The sequence below is a fragment of the Rhizobium sp. WW_1 genome (genome assembly GCF_003610155.1).
Classification (GTDB): domain Bacteria; phylum Pseudomonadota; class Alphaproteobacteria; order Rhizobiales; family Rhizobiaceae; genus Rhizobium; species Rhizobium tropici_A.
This window is the reverse complement of sequence record NZ_RAIN01000006.1, coordinates 178,467-192,049: the sequence shown is the minus strand read 5'-3', so window position 1 is coordinate 192,049 and position 13,583 is coordinate 178,467. Positions and strand designations below refer to the sequence as shown.

The following is a 13,583-nucleotide window of genomic DNA, read 5'->3' as shown; positions in this document are numbered from 1 at the left end:
TTCCCGCAGGATGCAGATGTCTCGCATACAGGCGAATTTGTTGTTGTTGCTTGCCGCCGCGATCTGGGGCGGCGGTTTCGTTGCGCAATCGACAGCCATGAAGGCGATCGGGCCCTTTTGGTTCATCGGCCTCAGATTCGCCGTGGCCACCATGGTCGTCCTGCCTTTCGTCTGGATGGAAAAGAGGAAGGCGGCGAAGCCGCTGACATCCCGCAACTGGCTCTCCTTCCTGCTCATCGGCATCGCTCTTTTCGGCGGTGCGGCAACGCAGCAGCTCGGCCTTCTGACGACGACCGTGACGAATTCCAGTTTCATTACCGGCCTTTACGTGGTCTTCGTGCCGCTGATCGCGGTTATCTTCCTGCGCCGTTCGCCGCACTGGGTCATCTGGCCGGCGGCATTGATGGCGCTTTGCGGCATCTACCTGCTCTCGGGCGGCTCCTTCTCGCGCCTGACATCGGGCGATTTCCTGACCGTCATCTGCGCGCTCTTCTGGGCGGCACAGATCACGCTTGCCGGCTCCGCCGTCAACGAAACCGGACGGCCGCTCGGCATCTCCGCCACGCAATTTGCCGTCACCGCCGTCCTCGCGCTTGCGGTTGCCGCCGCCATCGAGCCGATCAGCATGGCCAACATCCGCGCCGCACTTGGCGAGATCCTCTATGTCGGCATCTTTTCCTCCGGCCTGGCTTTCGCGCTGCAGATCATCGGCCAGCGTTATACGACCGCACCCCAGGCGGCGATCTTCCTGTCATCCGAGGCATTGTTCGGCGCGTCGCTCGGCGCTTTGCTGCTTGGCGAGACCATCGGTCCGCTCGGTTATGCCGGCTGCGCCTTGATGTTCGCGGCCATGCTGGCGGTGGAACTGGTGCCGGAATTGACACGCCGGCGCGGCGCGACAGCATAAAAACGCCGGAAATGCGCGCTTTCGCCGTTTGGCGATATGGCTTGCCGAAATTTTTCAACAATCGAAAACCGCCGTTCACCCCAGCGGATTTGGGAAAATTTCGCCAAAACTATATCGCGAACGATGCAAAAGCCTTAGAAACTTGTTTCAAAGTGGGAAAATTTGCGAATCGCCTTAACATATTCGCGTTACGGTATTGTGCCCGTTGTGCCACGTTAAAAAACTTTTGCTTGCCAATTCCCTTTAAACACAGCACTCTCAATAGTGTTCGGGCATTTTTAGAGCATGGGAAGTCCTAATAGAATTGCGCTCCGGGAACGCTAATATTCCGGTCAGCCTGGTCGAGAAGCGGGGTGGCAAACATCGCATCGAGACCGTGCCGAGTTACGGGGACCTTTTCCTTCAAATTCCGAGAACTGCCTGCAAGCGCCCGCAAGGGCAACACAAGTAATGCTGCCCGTGTGGATGGTGGGCAGAGAGAAAAGGACCTGAGGCATGGCCGAGACTGGCACTGTAAAGTTTTTTAATACCGATAAGGGCTTCGGTTTCATTAAACCGGACAAGGGTGGTGCAGACATCTTTGTACACATTTCTGCAGTTCAGGCTTCTGGTCTGGCAGGATTGTCGGAAAACCAGAAGGTAAGCTTCGACACGGAACCGGATCGTCGCGGCAAGGGACCGAAGGCCGTCAATCTGCAGATTGCTGGCTGAGACACCTTAACGGCTATCAAATTCGAGTTGGGGCCCGGCAGCAATGCCGGGTTTTGTCATTCAGTCTGCATTCAGTTAACCGCGTATAATTTGCCTCTCATCAAAGAGCGGGAATGATTGTTGCCCCGCTCCCGTGAGAGGATAGGCCAATGACCATACTCGGCAAAACGCTTGTCATGTCCGCCGTCGCCGCGGCATTGACGGTTACTTCTATGAGCGCCGCTTCCGCCGATGAATATTGGCGCCATCGCGACCGTGATGGTTGGGCGCTCGGCGCTGCCGGGCTCGCAACCGGCCTGATCGTCGGCTCCGCAATTGCCAGCCAACCGCGCTATGTCGAACCGGCGCCGGTCTATGTCGATCCCGATTACGACGCACCTCCCCCGGCCTATTACTATCGCCCGCCGCCGCGCCGCGTCTACGTCGAGCGTGACGTCAGCTATTATGCGCCGCCGCCGGCATACGGCCCGCGCCCGTGGACATCCGCATGGATGCGCTATTGCTACGACCGCTACAGGAGCTTCGACGGTCGCTCCGGCACCTATGTCGGCTTTGACGGCATGCGTCATTTCTGCACGGCAGACTGATTTTCGAGCGCTGCTCCTGTCTGAAGTTTGAAGTATTGTCTGCCGCGAAGCCTGTATTTAGAAAGGCTTCGCGGCAGAGTGTTCGTACGGCAGCCATCCCGATCACTCGATGCGACATGATAGAGGCGAGCATTCGCGCGAAACTCTCAGCGAGATGTTCCGTCAACAATGTCTTGCCGTTGTCACACCTCCCCCATATGCCCGCTGCTCTCACGTGCGACGGCGCGAGCAAACTTTCCGGAGGTTGGGCATGGGCATTAGGAACTATCTGATCGAAGGCGTTTCCGGAGCCGGCAAGACCTCCGTCGCGACCGAGCTCCAGCAGCGCGGCTACCACGTCATCCATGGCGACCGGGAACTGGCTTACAAAGGCGACCCGGAAACGGGCGAACCGCTGGATGCTTTTGCCCGTGAGCAGCGTAGTCAGGATGTGGCCTTCGGGCACAAGCACCATCTTTGGAATGTCGACAAAGTCAAATCCCTTGCCGCCGATCGAAGCCATCCGGCCTCCTTTTTCTGCGGTGGCTCCAGGAACTTCCATCGTTTTATTCATCTGTTCGATGCGGTCTTCGTTCTCGATGTCGACGTCGGAACGCTGAAACGCCGGCTTGCCGACAGACCGGAAGACGAATTTGGCGGAAAGGCCGCAGAACGCGAGGTCATTCTGGAACTGCACGCAACGCAAGCGGATATTCCGAGGAACGCGATAGCGATCGACGCCACTGCACCGCTCGCCCGCGTCGTCGACGATATCCTCTCGAGGTGCTGAGCAGGCGGCCACATGACCGCCGGCAAACGCCCCCGCTTTCTTTATAGACCGCGCAGGAAGGGATTGGTGCGACGCTCGTCGCCGATCCGGCTGCCCGGACCATGACCGCAGATGAAGCCGACTTCATCGCCGAGCGGAAAGACCTTGTCGCGGATCGAATCCAGCAGTTGCTGGTGATTGCCGCCGGGCAGATCGGTTCTGCCTATCGAACCGTTGAACAGCACGTCGCCGAGATGGGCAAAACCCTGCTTCCGGTTTACATAGATGACATGGCCGGGCGCATGGCCGGGGCAATGGAAAACCTCGAATTCATGCTCGCCGAAAGAGACCTTGTCACCCTCCTTCAGAAAGCGATCCGGCGTAACGTTGCGCACGCCGCTGATGTTGAACATCTTGCCCTTGGCCTCGATATCATCAAGCAGGAAGCGGTCGTCCTCATGCGGGCCGATCACCTCGATGCCGAGCGCCTCGCGCACCTCGTCGGCGCCGCCGGCATGGTCGATATGGCCGTGCGTCAGCCAGATCGCCTTCAAGGTGATGCCGTTCTCGCGCACGGTCTGCAGGATGACGTCGACATCGCCGCCCGGATCGACCACCACGCCTTCTTTCGTCTCCGGATCGAACAGGATGGTGCAGTTCTGTTCAAAAGGGGTCACCGGAATGATGCCGGCCTGGAGCATGCCCATGGAGCGCCTCGTCTGTTGGATCGTCGTACTGCCGGTATAGCGGCAAACGCCCGCCAAAACAGCCCCTGCGGTCCTGAAGCGGCATGGACGCCGGAGATCATTCACTCAAAGCTCTATAAAATCATTCATTTTCAGACAGTTACTATATTTCCCTCTCGAACGGAGGCATGTTCACGCCAATCAGATCGGAACACCGAAGCACCGCAAGCGTTGAGGATACGTCTTTCAAGACAGAAGGAGAAAACCAATGTCCTTGAAAAGAAACCTGTTGCTCGCCAGCTTCGCCCTGCTCGGCAGCGCTGGCCTTGCCCAGGCCGAGACGGCCGCAACCACCGCCACCGACATCGAAGTTCGCTCCGGACCGGGCGCGGAATTCCCGACGGTCGGTGTTGCCACGCGCGGTTCGGAAGCGACGCTGGATGGCTGCGTCGAAGGCAGCCGCTGGTGCCGGGTCGATGTGAATGGCATGCGAGGCTGGGTCTATGCGCAATATCTGAGCGTGGAACAGAACGGCGCGTCTGTTGTCGTTCAGGACCACAGGGATGATCTCGGCATCCCAACCATCACCTATGAGCAGACCGACCCGATCAAAACAGGCAGCGTCGAAACCGCTCAGCCTGGTCCCAACGACCAGTTACTGGGTTCGGTCGATCAAAATGGCGGCGAGGTCGTCGCAATTACCCCGCCTGAAGAGATCCGAACCTACATCGATGACAATCCGGTCGATACGGTTCAGCTGAGCGGAGATCTCGCGGTCGGCGCCACGGTTCCGCAAAGCGTGGAAGTACACCGCATTCCCGATTATCAATACAGCTATGTCGAAGTGAATCATCAGCCAGTACTGGTCGATCCGGGCACGCGTCGGATCGTCTACGTCTATCGCTGATTCGCCTGCAAGGCCGAACAACATGGCGAAATTGACATGCGGCCGGCTCGCCGCATGTCGCAATGACGGATTTCCCCTGAAATTATTGCGGAATTCTCCCGTTTGAGTTGCCTTCTATTTCCAGCGATCCGAGCATGATGTACTTCTAATATCAGTGAGGATTATCGCCGCTCCCCGGCATCGATCCGGGACGCAGCGAGAGGGCATCCGGAAGCGTCTCCGGAATCATGGGAGAAGGGCAGTCATGGAAAGTCTAGGGCCTATCATCACGCAATTGATTGCCGGTGCGATCGGTGGCAACGCCGCAAGCGCCGTTTTGAAACAGGATGGGATCAATCTCGTTGCGAGAACGATCGCCGGCGCCATTGGTGGTCTTGGCGGCGGCCTGATCCTCAACCTGATCGGCAGCGAAGCTCTAACCGGCCTCATCGCGCAGGGCATATCCTCGCTGGTCGCAGGCGGCGTGCTCTCGGCGATCGTCGGTGTCGTTCTCGGCCGCAAGTCCTAAATAGATCGGATCGCGCAAGCCGGAGGTCGCAACCACCCGGCTTGCGCAGATCGATGCGCAACCCTGCTCGGCAACAGCCGCCCCTCCTCGCGCCTCGAAGTAAGCGCCAGCTCAACCGGCATCAGGGGCCTGTGAGATCGGACATGGCAGGGTTTCAACATGGGGCGTACCCCTGTTCATGTTGGCCGCCGCCACTCTCCACCTCGCTACAGGATTGATTTCAGCTGTGTTTGCGCTCTATGCGCGAGTGGCGGGCGATAAAAATACAGGATATGTTGAGGTTTTCGCGGGGCCGCGCTTAATTTCCCGACAAGCCAACGCCGTTTGAAACGCGTGGCATTGTGCGAAGGCAACCGGCGACGTAAAAATGTGTCAACAGAGCTGACATATTTTAGCGTAAATGTCCCGGATGCTCCATAATAGGAAAGGAAATGCCACGGTGCCACGACAGATGAGCCAGAATGCGGCAAAGACAGAGCTGCTGGCCACGCCGATGCAGAACGCGGGAAGCATCGATTTCGAGATCATCGAGCTGCTTTTCTTCGCTTACCGTGATTTCGTCTCCGATCCGGACCAGATCCTCGTCAAAAGCGGCTTCGGCCGGGCTCATCACCGCGTCGTTCATTTCGTTAACCGCGAACCCGGCATGACGGTTGCGGACCTTCTGGAAACATTGCAGATCACCAAACAGAGTTTGGCACGGGTTCTCAAACAATTGATCGATTCGGGTTATATTCGTCAGGTCGCAGGTCCTGAGGACCGGCGGCAGCGCAAGCTGTACCCGACGCAGGCGGGCCGCGATCTGGCTCTGGCGTTGGCCGAGCCGCAATCGCGCCGCATTGAAAGGGCATTCGAAGGCGCGTCGGAAGCGACGCGCGAAGGCGTGAAACGTTTCCTGAGGGGAATGCAGACCGAGACATGACGGCAATCCCGCCCGTGGGGCCTGGTGCGGACTGCGTCAACTCAATCGATGGGTAGGACAGGATCGAGACGGATCGAATGACGACAAAAGCAGCAATCTCGGATGACGCAGCACATCTTCTGGTCGTGGACGACGATACGCGTATCCGCGCCCTTCTCAACCGTTACCTTATGGAGAAGGGTTTCCGCGTAACGGCTGCAGCCGACGGCGCCGAAGCCCGACGCAAGCTGGAAGGGCTCGATTTCGATCTCATCATCATGGACGTGATGATGCCCGGCGAGTCCGGCATAGAGTTGACCGCGAGCCTGCGCGCTATCAAGAATATCCCGGTCATCATGCTGACGGCGCTCGCCGAAGCCGATTCCCGCATAGCCGGCCTGGAGGCCGGTGCCGACGATTATCTGCCGAAGCCCTTCGATCCGCGCGAGCTGGTGCTCCGGGTCAACAATATCCTGCGACGCAACGCGCCTGCCGACTCCCCGAAGATCGAGCTCGTGATGTTCGGCCCCTACACGTTTTCACTCACCCGCAAGGAACTCAAGAAAGCCGCCGAGCTCATCCGGCTCACCGATCGCGAGCAGGAAATCATGTTGCTCTTTGCCAAACGCGCCGGCGAAACGATCCCGCGCCACGAGCTTATCGGCAACGATGCCGAGGTGGGCGAGCGCACGATCGACGTCCAGATCAACCGGCTTCGCCGCAAGATTGAAGACGACCCGGCAAACCCTATCTGGCTGCAGACGGTGCGCGGCATCGGCTACCGCCTGAGCATAGACTGAGTTTCGTTCCGAGGATCAGCGGCCATGGTGGCATTCGATTCGATCAGACGCGACCAGGAGCACACGCCGTCGAACGGGCTGCGGTGGCTTTCGCGCTGGATGCGTCGCTATATCCTGCCGACCGGCCTCTATGCCCGCTCGTTGCTGATCTTCATCCTGCCGATGATCATCCTGCAGGCCGTTGTCACCGTCGTTTTCATGGAACGCCACTGGCAGATGGTGACGCAGCGGCTGTCGATGGCGACCACTCGCGACATCGCCGCCATCATCACCATCATCCAGACCTATCCGCAGGATGCCGACTATTCCGCCATCACCCAGATGGCGCGCCAGAAGCTCGATCTCGCCATTTCGATCGAACCGGGTGGCGAGCTACCGCCGCCGGGCGAGAAGCCGTTCTTCTCGATCCTCGACGGCATCCTGAGCGACGAAATCCGCGATCAGATCAACCTGCCCTTCTGGATCGATACGGTCGGCAATTCCAGTCTGGTCGAAATCCGCATCAAACTGCCTGACAAGGTGCTGCGCGTCTTTGCCAAGCGCAGCCAGACCTATGCCTCGAACACCCATATCTTCATTCTGTGGATGGTCGGCACCTCGCTGGTGCTGATCGGCATCGCCGTCCTCTTCCTGCGCGGTCAGATCCGTCCGATCCTGGCGCTGGCGCAGGCTGCCGAAAGCTTCGGCAAGGGACAGCGGCTGGAAAACTATTCCCCCCGCGGCGCCGACGAGATACGCCGCGCCGGTTTGGCTTTCATTCTCATGCGCGAACGCATCGAGCGGCAAATCGAGCAGCGGACGGCAATGCTTTCCGGCGTCAGCCACGATCTGCGCACGGTTCTCACCCGTTTCAAGCTGCAACTCGCCCTTGTCGGCGAGAATCCCGATCTGATCGGGCTCAGCGAAGATGTGGAGGACATGCAGAGCATGCTCGAGGGCTACATGGCCTTCGCGCGCGGCGAGGCCGAGGAAGATGTCGGGCAATTCAAGCTCAGCGACATTCTGGAGAAAATCCGGCAGGACTTCACGCTGCACGACAAGTCGATGAGCTTCTCCATCGAGGGAGATGACGAAATCTCCGTCCGGCCCAACGCATTCAACCGTCTGGTGACCAACCTCGCCACCAACGCCCGACGCTATGCCAACAGCCTGCGTGTCGAAGCCCGGCATAGCGCGAAATGGCTGACGATCATCTTCGATGATGACGGCCCCGGCATTCCGGTCGCCGCGCGAGATGACGTCTTCAAACCGTTCTTCCGGCTGGATTCGGCGCGCAATCTCGATAAGTCCGGCACCGGTCTTGGCCTTGCCATCGCGCGCGACATCGCCCGCAGCCATGGTGGCAACGTCACGCTCGGCGACAGTCCGCTCGGCGGCTTGCGCGCCACCATCCGCATTCCCGCCTGAGGAGGGAGCATATGCCGATCGATATCGATGGCATGCATTGGCTGAATTCACCGCCAATGTGGGAGGTGAACCAGGGACGCCTGTTCGTCCGCTCCGGCAGCAAAACCGATTTCTGGCAGGAAACCTATTACGGCTTCCATCGCGACGATGGTCATTTTCTCGGAATACCACGGCGCGGCGACTTCACCGCCGAAGTCACCTTCGTCGGGCATTATCGCGAACTGTACGATCAGGCCGGCCTGATGGTCCGCCATGATGCCAAGCACTGGATGAAATGCGGTATCGAATATACCGATGGCGCCAGGCATTTCAGCGTCGTCGTCACCAATGGCAATTCCGACTGGTCTGCATTTCGGCTCGATCATGAATTCGACGCCATGTCCGTGCGGGTCACGCGCAACGGCAATGCACTCTTCATCCAATATCGCACCGATCGGATGGCCGAGTGGCACATGGCAAGGCTCGCCTGGTTTGATCCGACGCTGGAAGACGTATCGGTCGGCCCGGCCTTCTGCTCGCCGCAGCGCGAAGGCTTCGAAGCGGAATTCCTCGCCTTCAGCCTGACCGACCCGGTATCAAGGGATATTCATTGAACGCATTCCCTTTCGATTGCGAAAGGGACGTCGCTCACATCATCCGCTTGCCGTTCGGCACCGGCTGGGTTACCGCAGCAAGGATGATCGCCCCCGCCTCATCCTCGAAACCGAGGGTCAGCACCTCGGAACGCACCGGTCCGATCTGGCGCGGCGGAAAATTGACGACGGCCAGCACCTGCCGGCCGACAAGGGTTTCCGGCGTATAATGCACGGTGATCTGCGCGGAGGAGCGCTTGATGCCGATCTCCGGCCCGAAATCGATCCTCAGCTTGTAAGCGGGCTTGCGCGCTTCCGGAAAGGTCTCCGCTTCGATGATCGTCCCGACGCGGATATCAACCCGCTCGAAATCGCCATAGGTGATCTCTTCCGTCATGTCCCGCCCTTTATCGAGAATTCAACCGGCCAGTTCCTGCGCCCGCTTGCGCGCCGCTTCAAGAGCCGCGTCGAACAGAGGCTGCATCCCGTCTTCCGCCATCAGCACGCCGAGCGCCGCTGCAGTCGTCCCGCCTGGAGACGTCACGTTCTGGCGCAGACGCGAAGCGTCGTCGGGAGACTGGTGCAAGAGTTCACCAGCCCCCGCGACGGTTTCCCGTGCGAGCCGCATGGCGAGGTCCGCCTGCAGGCCAAGCTTTCGGCCCGCTTCCGCCATGCATTCCACGAGATAGAAAACATAGGCAGGCCCGCTGCCGGAAACGGCCGTCACCGAATCGATATCGGCTTCGCCGGGCACCCATTCGACCGGGCCGGACACTTTCAACAGATTCTGCACCAGCTGCCGCTGGCGATCGCTCACACGGGCATTGGCGAAGGCGCCCGTCACGCCGCGCCCGACCATAGCGGGCGTGTTCGGCATGGCGCGCACCATTGCGGCCTCTCCCAGATGCGCTTCAAGCGCAGAGAGCGTCTTTCCGGCCGCGATGGAAACGACGACCGTCGCCTGCCCGACGAGCGGCTTGAACGGCGGCAGAACCGCGTCCATCAGCTGCGGCTTGACGGCGATGAAGAGAACCCCCGCCGTCACGCCTTTCGGAACTTCGATGACATGGCTTGCGCCGGCATCCGCAATCATTTTCCGCATCGCGTCGGACGGATTGGGATCGACGACGATGACCGATGACCCCGGCACGCCGTTCTTCAGCCACCCCGTCAGCAATGCGCCACCCATGTTACCCGCTCCGATCAGGACGATCGGCCCGGAGGATGCAAATGCATTAGCGGATTGTTCGCCTGTCATGTCACGCTTCGCCTACCGTTTCGAAGAGTACGGCTTCCATGGCACGGTTCGCATCAAGCCCGGACCACACAACGAACTGGAAAGCCTGATAGTAAGCCTCGCAGGTGTCAAGCGCATTGGAAAGCAGCACCTCCACCTGCCGGTTGGTGGGCTCGGCGCCGCCGGACAAGAGCAGCGACTGGCGGAAGATGACGATATCTTCCTGACGCCACAAATCGAAATGACCCATCAGCACCTGCCCGTTGATACAGGACAGAAGCTTGATCACTTCGTTGACGCGCGGGTCGGGAACCTTGACATCGAACGCGCAGGCTATGTGCAGCGCCTCGAATTCCTCCATCCAGGAGAACGAGACGTGATAGTCGGTCCATCGGCCTTCGACGGTCATGGCGAGTTCGTCCTCGCCGGACCGCTCGAACGACCAGTCGTTGTTGGCAGCGACGAATTCGATCATGTCGACCGGATTCGATTGTCGTTCGGCTTCCATTTCCATAAGGCTCATGCAGCACCTTCTTGACCGGATCGGTTGCAGTTTTCCCGTGGCTCAACACTGAAAGAACGCAAACAATTTTACTCCGGAAACATCCTCGGGATGATGTTGAACGGTTGCCAGACTAACGCTTCCACCATGCCCGGGGCTTACCAAGTCCGTTTCGAATCATCATTTAAAATCAGTGTATAGCCGCATGCCCGGCATGCCAGCCCCTGAGCGGTGATTTTGGAAACGGCACTGTGGAAAGCTCTTCCGACGCCTATTCAGAAGGGAGTCATAACCGACTCTGGCGATTGGCTTTTTTGCCTATGTCCACAGGTGGAAAAACAGACGGAAATTTTCAGAGGAAAAAGGCGCGGCAAACGGGTGCCGCACCGGCTTTCAGGTTGAAAACAGGTTCACTCGCCCTTGGCTGCGAGCTTGGCCTCGAGCGCTTCGATTCTCGAAAGCAGCGCCTCGTTTTCGTCGCGCGCCTTGATCGCCATTTCGCGAACGGCCTCGAACTCCTCGCGCTTGACGATATCCATGCTGTTCAGCCAGCGTTCGGCATGAGCGTTGAAGGCGGTTTCTATTTCGCGGCGCACGCCCTGGGCAGCACCGGCGGCATCGGTCATCAGCTTGGCGAATTCGTCCAAGATTCGGTTCGGTCCAGTGCTCATGGCAATCTCCTTGCGGCCGTCGGCCCTCAACGGTCAGGCATCGATATGGGCCAGATAGTGCTGAGGTAGGATTTCCAAGGGGCCGATGCAAGCAAATTGAGATAGGACTGGACAACCGCACCCGCGATATCGGGCGGACCAACAATCGACTTGACCGTTTCGATAGCGAACGCCATGTTCCGCGCACATTTTGGATATTAAGCATGATCCCGTTCCGAAATGGCACGGTGCTTTCGGGAACATGCTGCAACGGGCCTGACGATCTTGCTGACATCCGCCAATCTCGCCGCCATCCTGCCGTTTCCGGATATCGACCCGGTCGCCGTATCTCTCGGTCCGATCTCCGTCCATTGGTACGGGCTTGCCTATGTCGCCGGCATTCTGATCGGCTGGTTCTATGCTCGGCGGCTGGTCGACAACGGCAAGCTCTGGCTGAACGATACAGCACCCATGACGCGCCAGCATCTGGACGACTTCATTCTCTGGGTCGCCTTCGGCATCGTTCTCGGCGGTCGCATCGGCTATATCCTCTTTTATGATCTCGATCCGGTGCTGGCCAATCCGATCCGCGCCATCGAGGTCTGGAATGGCGGCATGTCCTTCCACGGCGGATTGATCGGCACGACGATCGCCATGATCCTGTTCGCAAGACGCAACCAGATTCCAGCCTGGAGCTTGTTCGATATCGTCGCCGCCGTTGCGCCGATCGGGCTGTTCTTCGGCCGCATCGCCAATTTCATCAACGGCGAACTCTGGGGTCGCGTGAGCGATGTTCCCTGGGCCATGATCTTCTGCAGCCCGCATATCATCGCAGCCCATAATGGCGCCTGCCCCGCCGGCCCCGATCCGCGCCACCCCAGCCAGCTTTATGAAGCCGGCATCGAAGGCATCATCCTCTTCCTCGTGCTCTTCATTCTCACGCGCTGGGCGCTGGCATTGAAGAAGCCGGGCACGGTCAGCGGTATTTTTGTCATCGGCTACGCTTTCTCGCGTATTTTTGTCGAATTCTTCCGTCAGCCTGACGAACAGCTCGGCTATCTCCTCGGCACGAACTGGCTGACGATGGGAATGGTGCTGTCGCTTCCGATGGTCGCCATCGGCCTGTGGGCCGTTATCCGCGCCAGGCAGGCAGCGGCACGGCAGATGGCTTGAGGTGGGGTTAATATCGCATGATCCTGCGGGAACGGCTCCCAGTCCTTCAGGATCAAGCATTAGCGAAAGCAAAGAATGACGACGGCGCTCGGGGAAAAAATCAAAGCCATCATCCGCACCAACGGGCCATTGAGCATCACGGATTATTTTTCGCTGTGTCTCGCCGATCCGGTGCATGGTTATTACAAGACGCGTGAGCCCTTCGGCCAGTCCGGCGACTTCGTCACTGCCCCCGAAATCAGCCAGCTCTTCGGCGAGATGATCGGCGTCTTCATGGTGCATGCCTGGCAGCGGCATGGAACGCCTGATGATGTCCGTCTCGTCGAAATCGGCCCGGGCCGCGGCACGATGATGTCGGACATGCTGCGCGTCATCGGCAAGCTCGCGCCGCCGCTCTACGATGTCATGACGGTGCATCTCGTCGAAACCAGCGAGCGCCTGCAGGGCTTCCAGCGCCAGACCCTCGAAGCCTACGGCGCAAAAATCTCCTGGCACACGGATTTCGGCGAAGTGCCCGAGGGTTTCACCCTGCTCGCCGCCAACGAACTTTTCGACGCCATTCCGATCCGCCAGTTCGTCCGCACCGCGAACGGCTTCCGCGAGCGCACGGTCGGCCTCGATGTCGACGACGAACTGAGCTTCACCGCAGGCGTCGCCACGCTCGATCCGGCTCTTCTTCCGGACGGCGGCCTGCCGCCGATCGGCACGATTTTCGAAATCGCACCTGCCCGCCAGGCCGTGATGACGACGATCTGCGACAGGCTGGCCGCCTATGGCGGTACGGCGCTCGCCATCGACTACGGGCACATGGCAACGGGATTCGGCGATACGCTGCAGGCGGTGCGCATGCACGAATACGATCCGCCGCTGGAGCATCCCGGCGAAGCGGACCTTACGAGCCATGTCGATTTCCAGCATCTGGCGCAAACGGCGCTCGCTTCCGGCATGCACATCAACGGCTGCTGTCATCAGGGCGATTTCCTCATCGGCCTCGGCCTGCTGGAACGCGCCGCCGCCCTCGGCCGGGACCAGGATGCGGCAACGCAGGAGAATATCCGCGTCGCCGTGGAGCGGCTTGCGGGCGCCGGCGAAGGCAAGATGGGAGAGCTTTTCAAGGTGCTGGCGGTCTCCAGCCCGGCGATCGAGCTCCTGCCCTTTCGTCCCGTCAGCTGATCGCTTGGCCGCCAATCCTTGCGGATTGACAGGGTACGGCGGCCTGGGCCAACATTCCCTCACGATCGAACTGCTTCGCCGCGGCTGCGTTATTCATCGCACGACAGGCTGAAC

17 protein-coding genes are annotated in these 13,583 nt (G+C 59.6%); 12 read left to right on the top strand and 5 right to left on the bottom strand.

All coding sequences use genetic code 11. The features are described 5' to 3' along the window. Window positions 1-16: 16 nt before the first annotated feature. The 4 genes from BJ928_RS18995 to BJ928_RS18980 all read left to right on the top strand — a co-directional run bounded on the left by BJ928_RS18995 (window position 17) and on the right by BJ928_RS18980 (window position 2,974). On the top strand, window positions 17-907 hold the full coding sequence (locus BJ928_RS18995) for a DMT family transporter (RefSeq protein WP_047632080.1): 891 nt from the start codon (window positions 17-19) through the stop codon (window positions 905-907). A gap of 495 nt (window positions 908-1,402) precedes the next feature. Further along, window positions 1,403-1,618, top strand: a complete 216-nt coding sequence (locus tag BJ928_RS18990) for a cold-shock protein (protein WP_004116423.1) — start codon at window positions 1,403-1,405, stop codon at window positions 1,616-1,618. 149 nt (window positions 1,619-1,767) lie between these two features. Next, entirely contained in the window at window positions 1,768-2,205 is a 438-nt protein-coding gene (locus BJ928_RS18985) for a BA14K family protein (RefSeq protein WP_047632083.1), read from the top strand. 250 nt (window positions 2,206-2,455) lie between these two features. Beyond that, the gene (locus tag BJ928_RS18980) at window positions 2,456-2,974 is read left to right on the top strand and encodes an AAA family ATPase (RefSeq protein WP_047632085.1); all 519 of its coding nucleotides are present in this window, start codon (window positions 2,456-2,458) and stop codon (window positions 2,972-2,974) included. Between the two features lie 41 nt (window positions 2,975-3,015). On the opposite strand, the gene BJ928_RS18975 is transcribed toward BJ928_RS18980, so the two are convergent. Then, window positions 3,016-3,660 (bottom strand): MBL fold metallo-hydrolase, encoded by a 645-nt coding sequence (locus BJ928_RS18975; protein WP_047632086.1) that lies wholly within the window; start codon window positions 3,658-3,660, stop codon window positions 3,016-3,018. Between the two features lie 247 nt (window positions 3,661-3,907). Here BJ928_RS18975 and BJ928_RS18970 point away from each other — a divergent pair, with 247 nt between their 5' ends. The 6 genes from BJ928_RS18970 to BJ928_RS18945 all read left to right on the top strand — a co-directional run bounded on the left by BJ928_RS18970 (window position 3,908) and on the right by BJ928_RS18945 (window position 8,755). Beyond that, window positions 3,908-4,546 carry a DUF1236 domain-containing protein gene (locus BJ928_RS18970; RefSeq protein ID WP_047632088.1) on the top strand — a complete coding sequence of 213 codons (639 nt, stop codon included), beginning with the start codon at window positions 3,908-3,910 and terminating at the stop codon, window positions 4,544-4,546. Window positions 4,547-4,790: 244 nt separating this feature from the next. Continuing rightward, window positions 4,791-5,054 (top strand): hypothetical protein, encoded by a 264-nt coding sequence (locus BJ928_RS18965; protein WP_047632090.1) that lies wholly within the window; start codon window positions 4,791-4,793, stop codon window positions 5,052-5,054. 451 nt (window positions 5,055-5,505) lie between these two features. Further along, window positions 5,506-5,976, top strand: coding sequence for a MarR family transcriptional regulator (locus BJ928_RS18960; protein ID WP_183079437.1), 471 nt, complete (start codon window positions 5,506-5,508; stop codon window positions 5,974-5,976). A gap of 77 nt (window positions 5,977-6,053) precedes the next feature. Further along, on the top strand, window positions 6,054-6,755 hold the full coding sequence (locus BJ928_RS18955; RefSeq protein WP_047632094.1) for a response regulator transcription factor: 702 nt from the start codon (window positions 6,054-6,056) through the stop codon (window positions 6,753-6,755). A 24-nt stretch (window positions 6,756-6,779) separates the two neighbouring features. Beyond that, window positions 6,780-8,162 (top strand): ATP-binding protein, encoded by a 1,383-nt coding sequence (locus tag BJ928_RS18950; protein WP_047632096.1) that lies wholly within the window; start codon window positions 6,780-6,782, stop codon window positions 8,160-8,162. An 11-nt stretch (window positions 8,163-8,173) separates the two neighbouring features. Beyond that, window positions 8,174-8,755 carry a DUF1349 domain-containing protein gene (locus BJ928_RS18945; protein WP_047632097.1) on the top strand — a complete coding sequence of 194 codons (582 nt, stop codon included), beginning with the start codon at window positions 8,174-8,176 and terminating at the stop codon, window positions 8,753-8,755. Window positions 8,756-8,789: 34 nt separating this feature from the next. Here the strand turns inward: BJ928_RS18945 and BJ928_RS18940 are convergent, their stop codons facing one another. The 4 genes from BJ928_RS18940 to BJ928_RS18925 all read right to left on the bottom strand — a co-directional run bounded on the left by BJ928_RS18940 (window position 8,790) and on the right by BJ928_RS18925 (window position 11,144). Next, window positions 8,790-9,131: a tRNA-binding protein gene (locus BJ928_RS18940; RefSeq protein WP_047632099.1), complete on the bottom strand. Its 342-nt coding sequence runs from the start codon at window positions 9,129-9,131 to the stop codon at window positions 8,790-8,792. Window positions 9,132-9,152: 21 nt separating this feature from the next. Then, complete coding sequence (proC, locus tag BJ928_RS18935; RefSeq protein ID WP_047632101.1) at window positions 9,153-9,992, bottom strand: pyrroline-5-carboxylate reductase; 840 nt, start codon at window positions 9,990-9,992, stop codon at window positions 9,153-9,155. Window position 9,993: 1 nt separating this feature from the next. Continuing rightward, entirely contained in the window at window positions 9,994-10,494 is a 501-nt protein-coding gene (locus tag BJ928_RS18930; RefSeq protein ID WP_041677603.1) for a YbjN domain-containing protein, read from the bottom strand. 389 nt (window positions 10,495-10,883) lie between these two features. Continuing rightward, window positions 10,884-11,144 carry an accessory factor UbiK family protein gene (locus BJ928_RS18925; protein ID WP_047632102.1) on the bottom strand — a complete coding sequence of 87 codons (261 nt, stop codon included), beginning with the start codon at window positions 11,142-11,144 and terminating at the stop codon, window positions 10,884-10,886. A gap of 264 nt (window positions 11,145-11,408) precedes the next feature. On the opposite strand from BJ928_RS18925, the gene lgt reads away from it, so the two are divergent. Then, window positions 11,409-12,296, top strand: coding sequence for a prolipoprotein diacylglyceryl transferase (gene lgt / locus BJ928_RS18920; protein ID WP_047632364.1), 888 nt, complete (start codon window positions 11,409-11,411; stop codon window positions 12,294-12,296). Window positions 12,297-12,371: 75 nt separating this feature from the next. Then, window positions 12,372-13,469, top strand: a complete 1,098-nt coding sequence (locus tag BJ928_RS18915) for a class I SAM-dependent methyltransferase (protein WP_047632104.1) — start codon at window positions 12,372-12,374, stop codon at window positions 13,467-13,469. Window positions 13,470-13,583 lie beyond the last annotated feature (114 nt).

Excerpts from the sequence above, each read along its gene's own strand:
- BJ928_RS18990 (WP_004116423.1), top strand. The coding sequence starts at position 1,403 with ATGGCCGAGACTGGCACTGTAAAGTTTTTTAATACCGATAAGGGCTTC.
- BJ928_RS18985 (WP_047632083.1), top strand. The coding sequence starts at position 1,768 with ATGACCATACTCGGCAAAACGCTTGTCATGTCCGCCGTCGCCGCGGCA.
- BJ928_RS18915 (WP_047632104.1), top strand. The coding sequence starts at position 12,372 with ATGACGACGGCGCTCGGGGAAAAAATCAAAGCCATCATCCGCACCAAC.
- BJ928_RS18975 (WP_047632086.1), bottom strand. The coding sequence starts at position 3,660 with ATGGGCATGCTCCAGGCCGGCATCATTCCGGTGACCCCTTTTGAACAG.
- BJ928_RS18960 (WP_183079437.1), top strand. The coding sequence starts at position 5,506 with ATGAGCCAGAATGCGGCAAAGACAGAGCTGCTGGCCACGCCGATGCAG.
- BJ928_RS18940 (WP_047632099.1), bottom strand. The coding sequence starts at position 9,131 with ATGACGGAAGAGATCACCTATGGCGATTTCGAGCGGGTTGATATCCGC.
- BJ928_RS18930 (WP_041677603.1), bottom strand. The coding sequence starts at position 10,494 with ATGAGCCTTATGGAAATGGAAGCCGAACGACAATCGAATCCGGTCGAC.
- BJ928_RS18995 (WP_047632080.1), top strand. The coding sequence starts at position 17 with ATGTCTCGCATACAGGCGAATTTGTTGTTGTTGCTTGCCGCCGCGATC.
- BJ928_RS18970 (WP_047632088.1), top strand. The coding sequence starts at position 3,908 with ATGTCCTTGAAAAGAAACCTGTTGCTCGCCAGCTTCGCCCTGCTCGGC.
- BJ928_RS18955 (WP_047632094.1), top strand. The coding sequence starts at position 6,054 with ATGACGACAAAAGCAGCAATCTCGGATGACGCAGCACATCTTCTGGTC.
- BJ928_RS18980 (WP_047632085.1), top strand. The coding sequence starts at position 2,456 with ATGGGCATTAGGAACTATCTGATCGAAGGCGTTTCCGGAGCCGGCAAG.
- proC (WP_047632101.1), bottom strand. The coding sequence starts at position 9,992 with ATGACAGGCGAACAATCCGCTAATGCATTTGCATCCTCCGGGCCGATC.
- BJ928_RS18925 (WP_047632102.1), bottom strand. The coding sequence starts at position 11,144 with ATGAGCACTGGACCGAACCGAATCTTGGACGAATTCGCCAAGCTGATG.
- BJ928_RS18945 (WP_047632097.1), top strand. The coding sequence starts at position 8,174 with ATGCCGATCGATATCGATGGCATGCATTGGCTGAATTCACCGCCAATG.
- BJ928_RS18950 (WP_047632096.1), top strand. The coding sequence starts at position 6,780 with ATGGTGGCATTCGATTCGATCAGACGCGACCAGGAGCACACGCCGTCG.
- BJ928_RS18965 (WP_047632090.1), top strand. The coding sequence starts at position 4,791 with ATGGAAAGTCTAGGGCCTATCATCACGCAATTGATTGCCGGTGCGATC.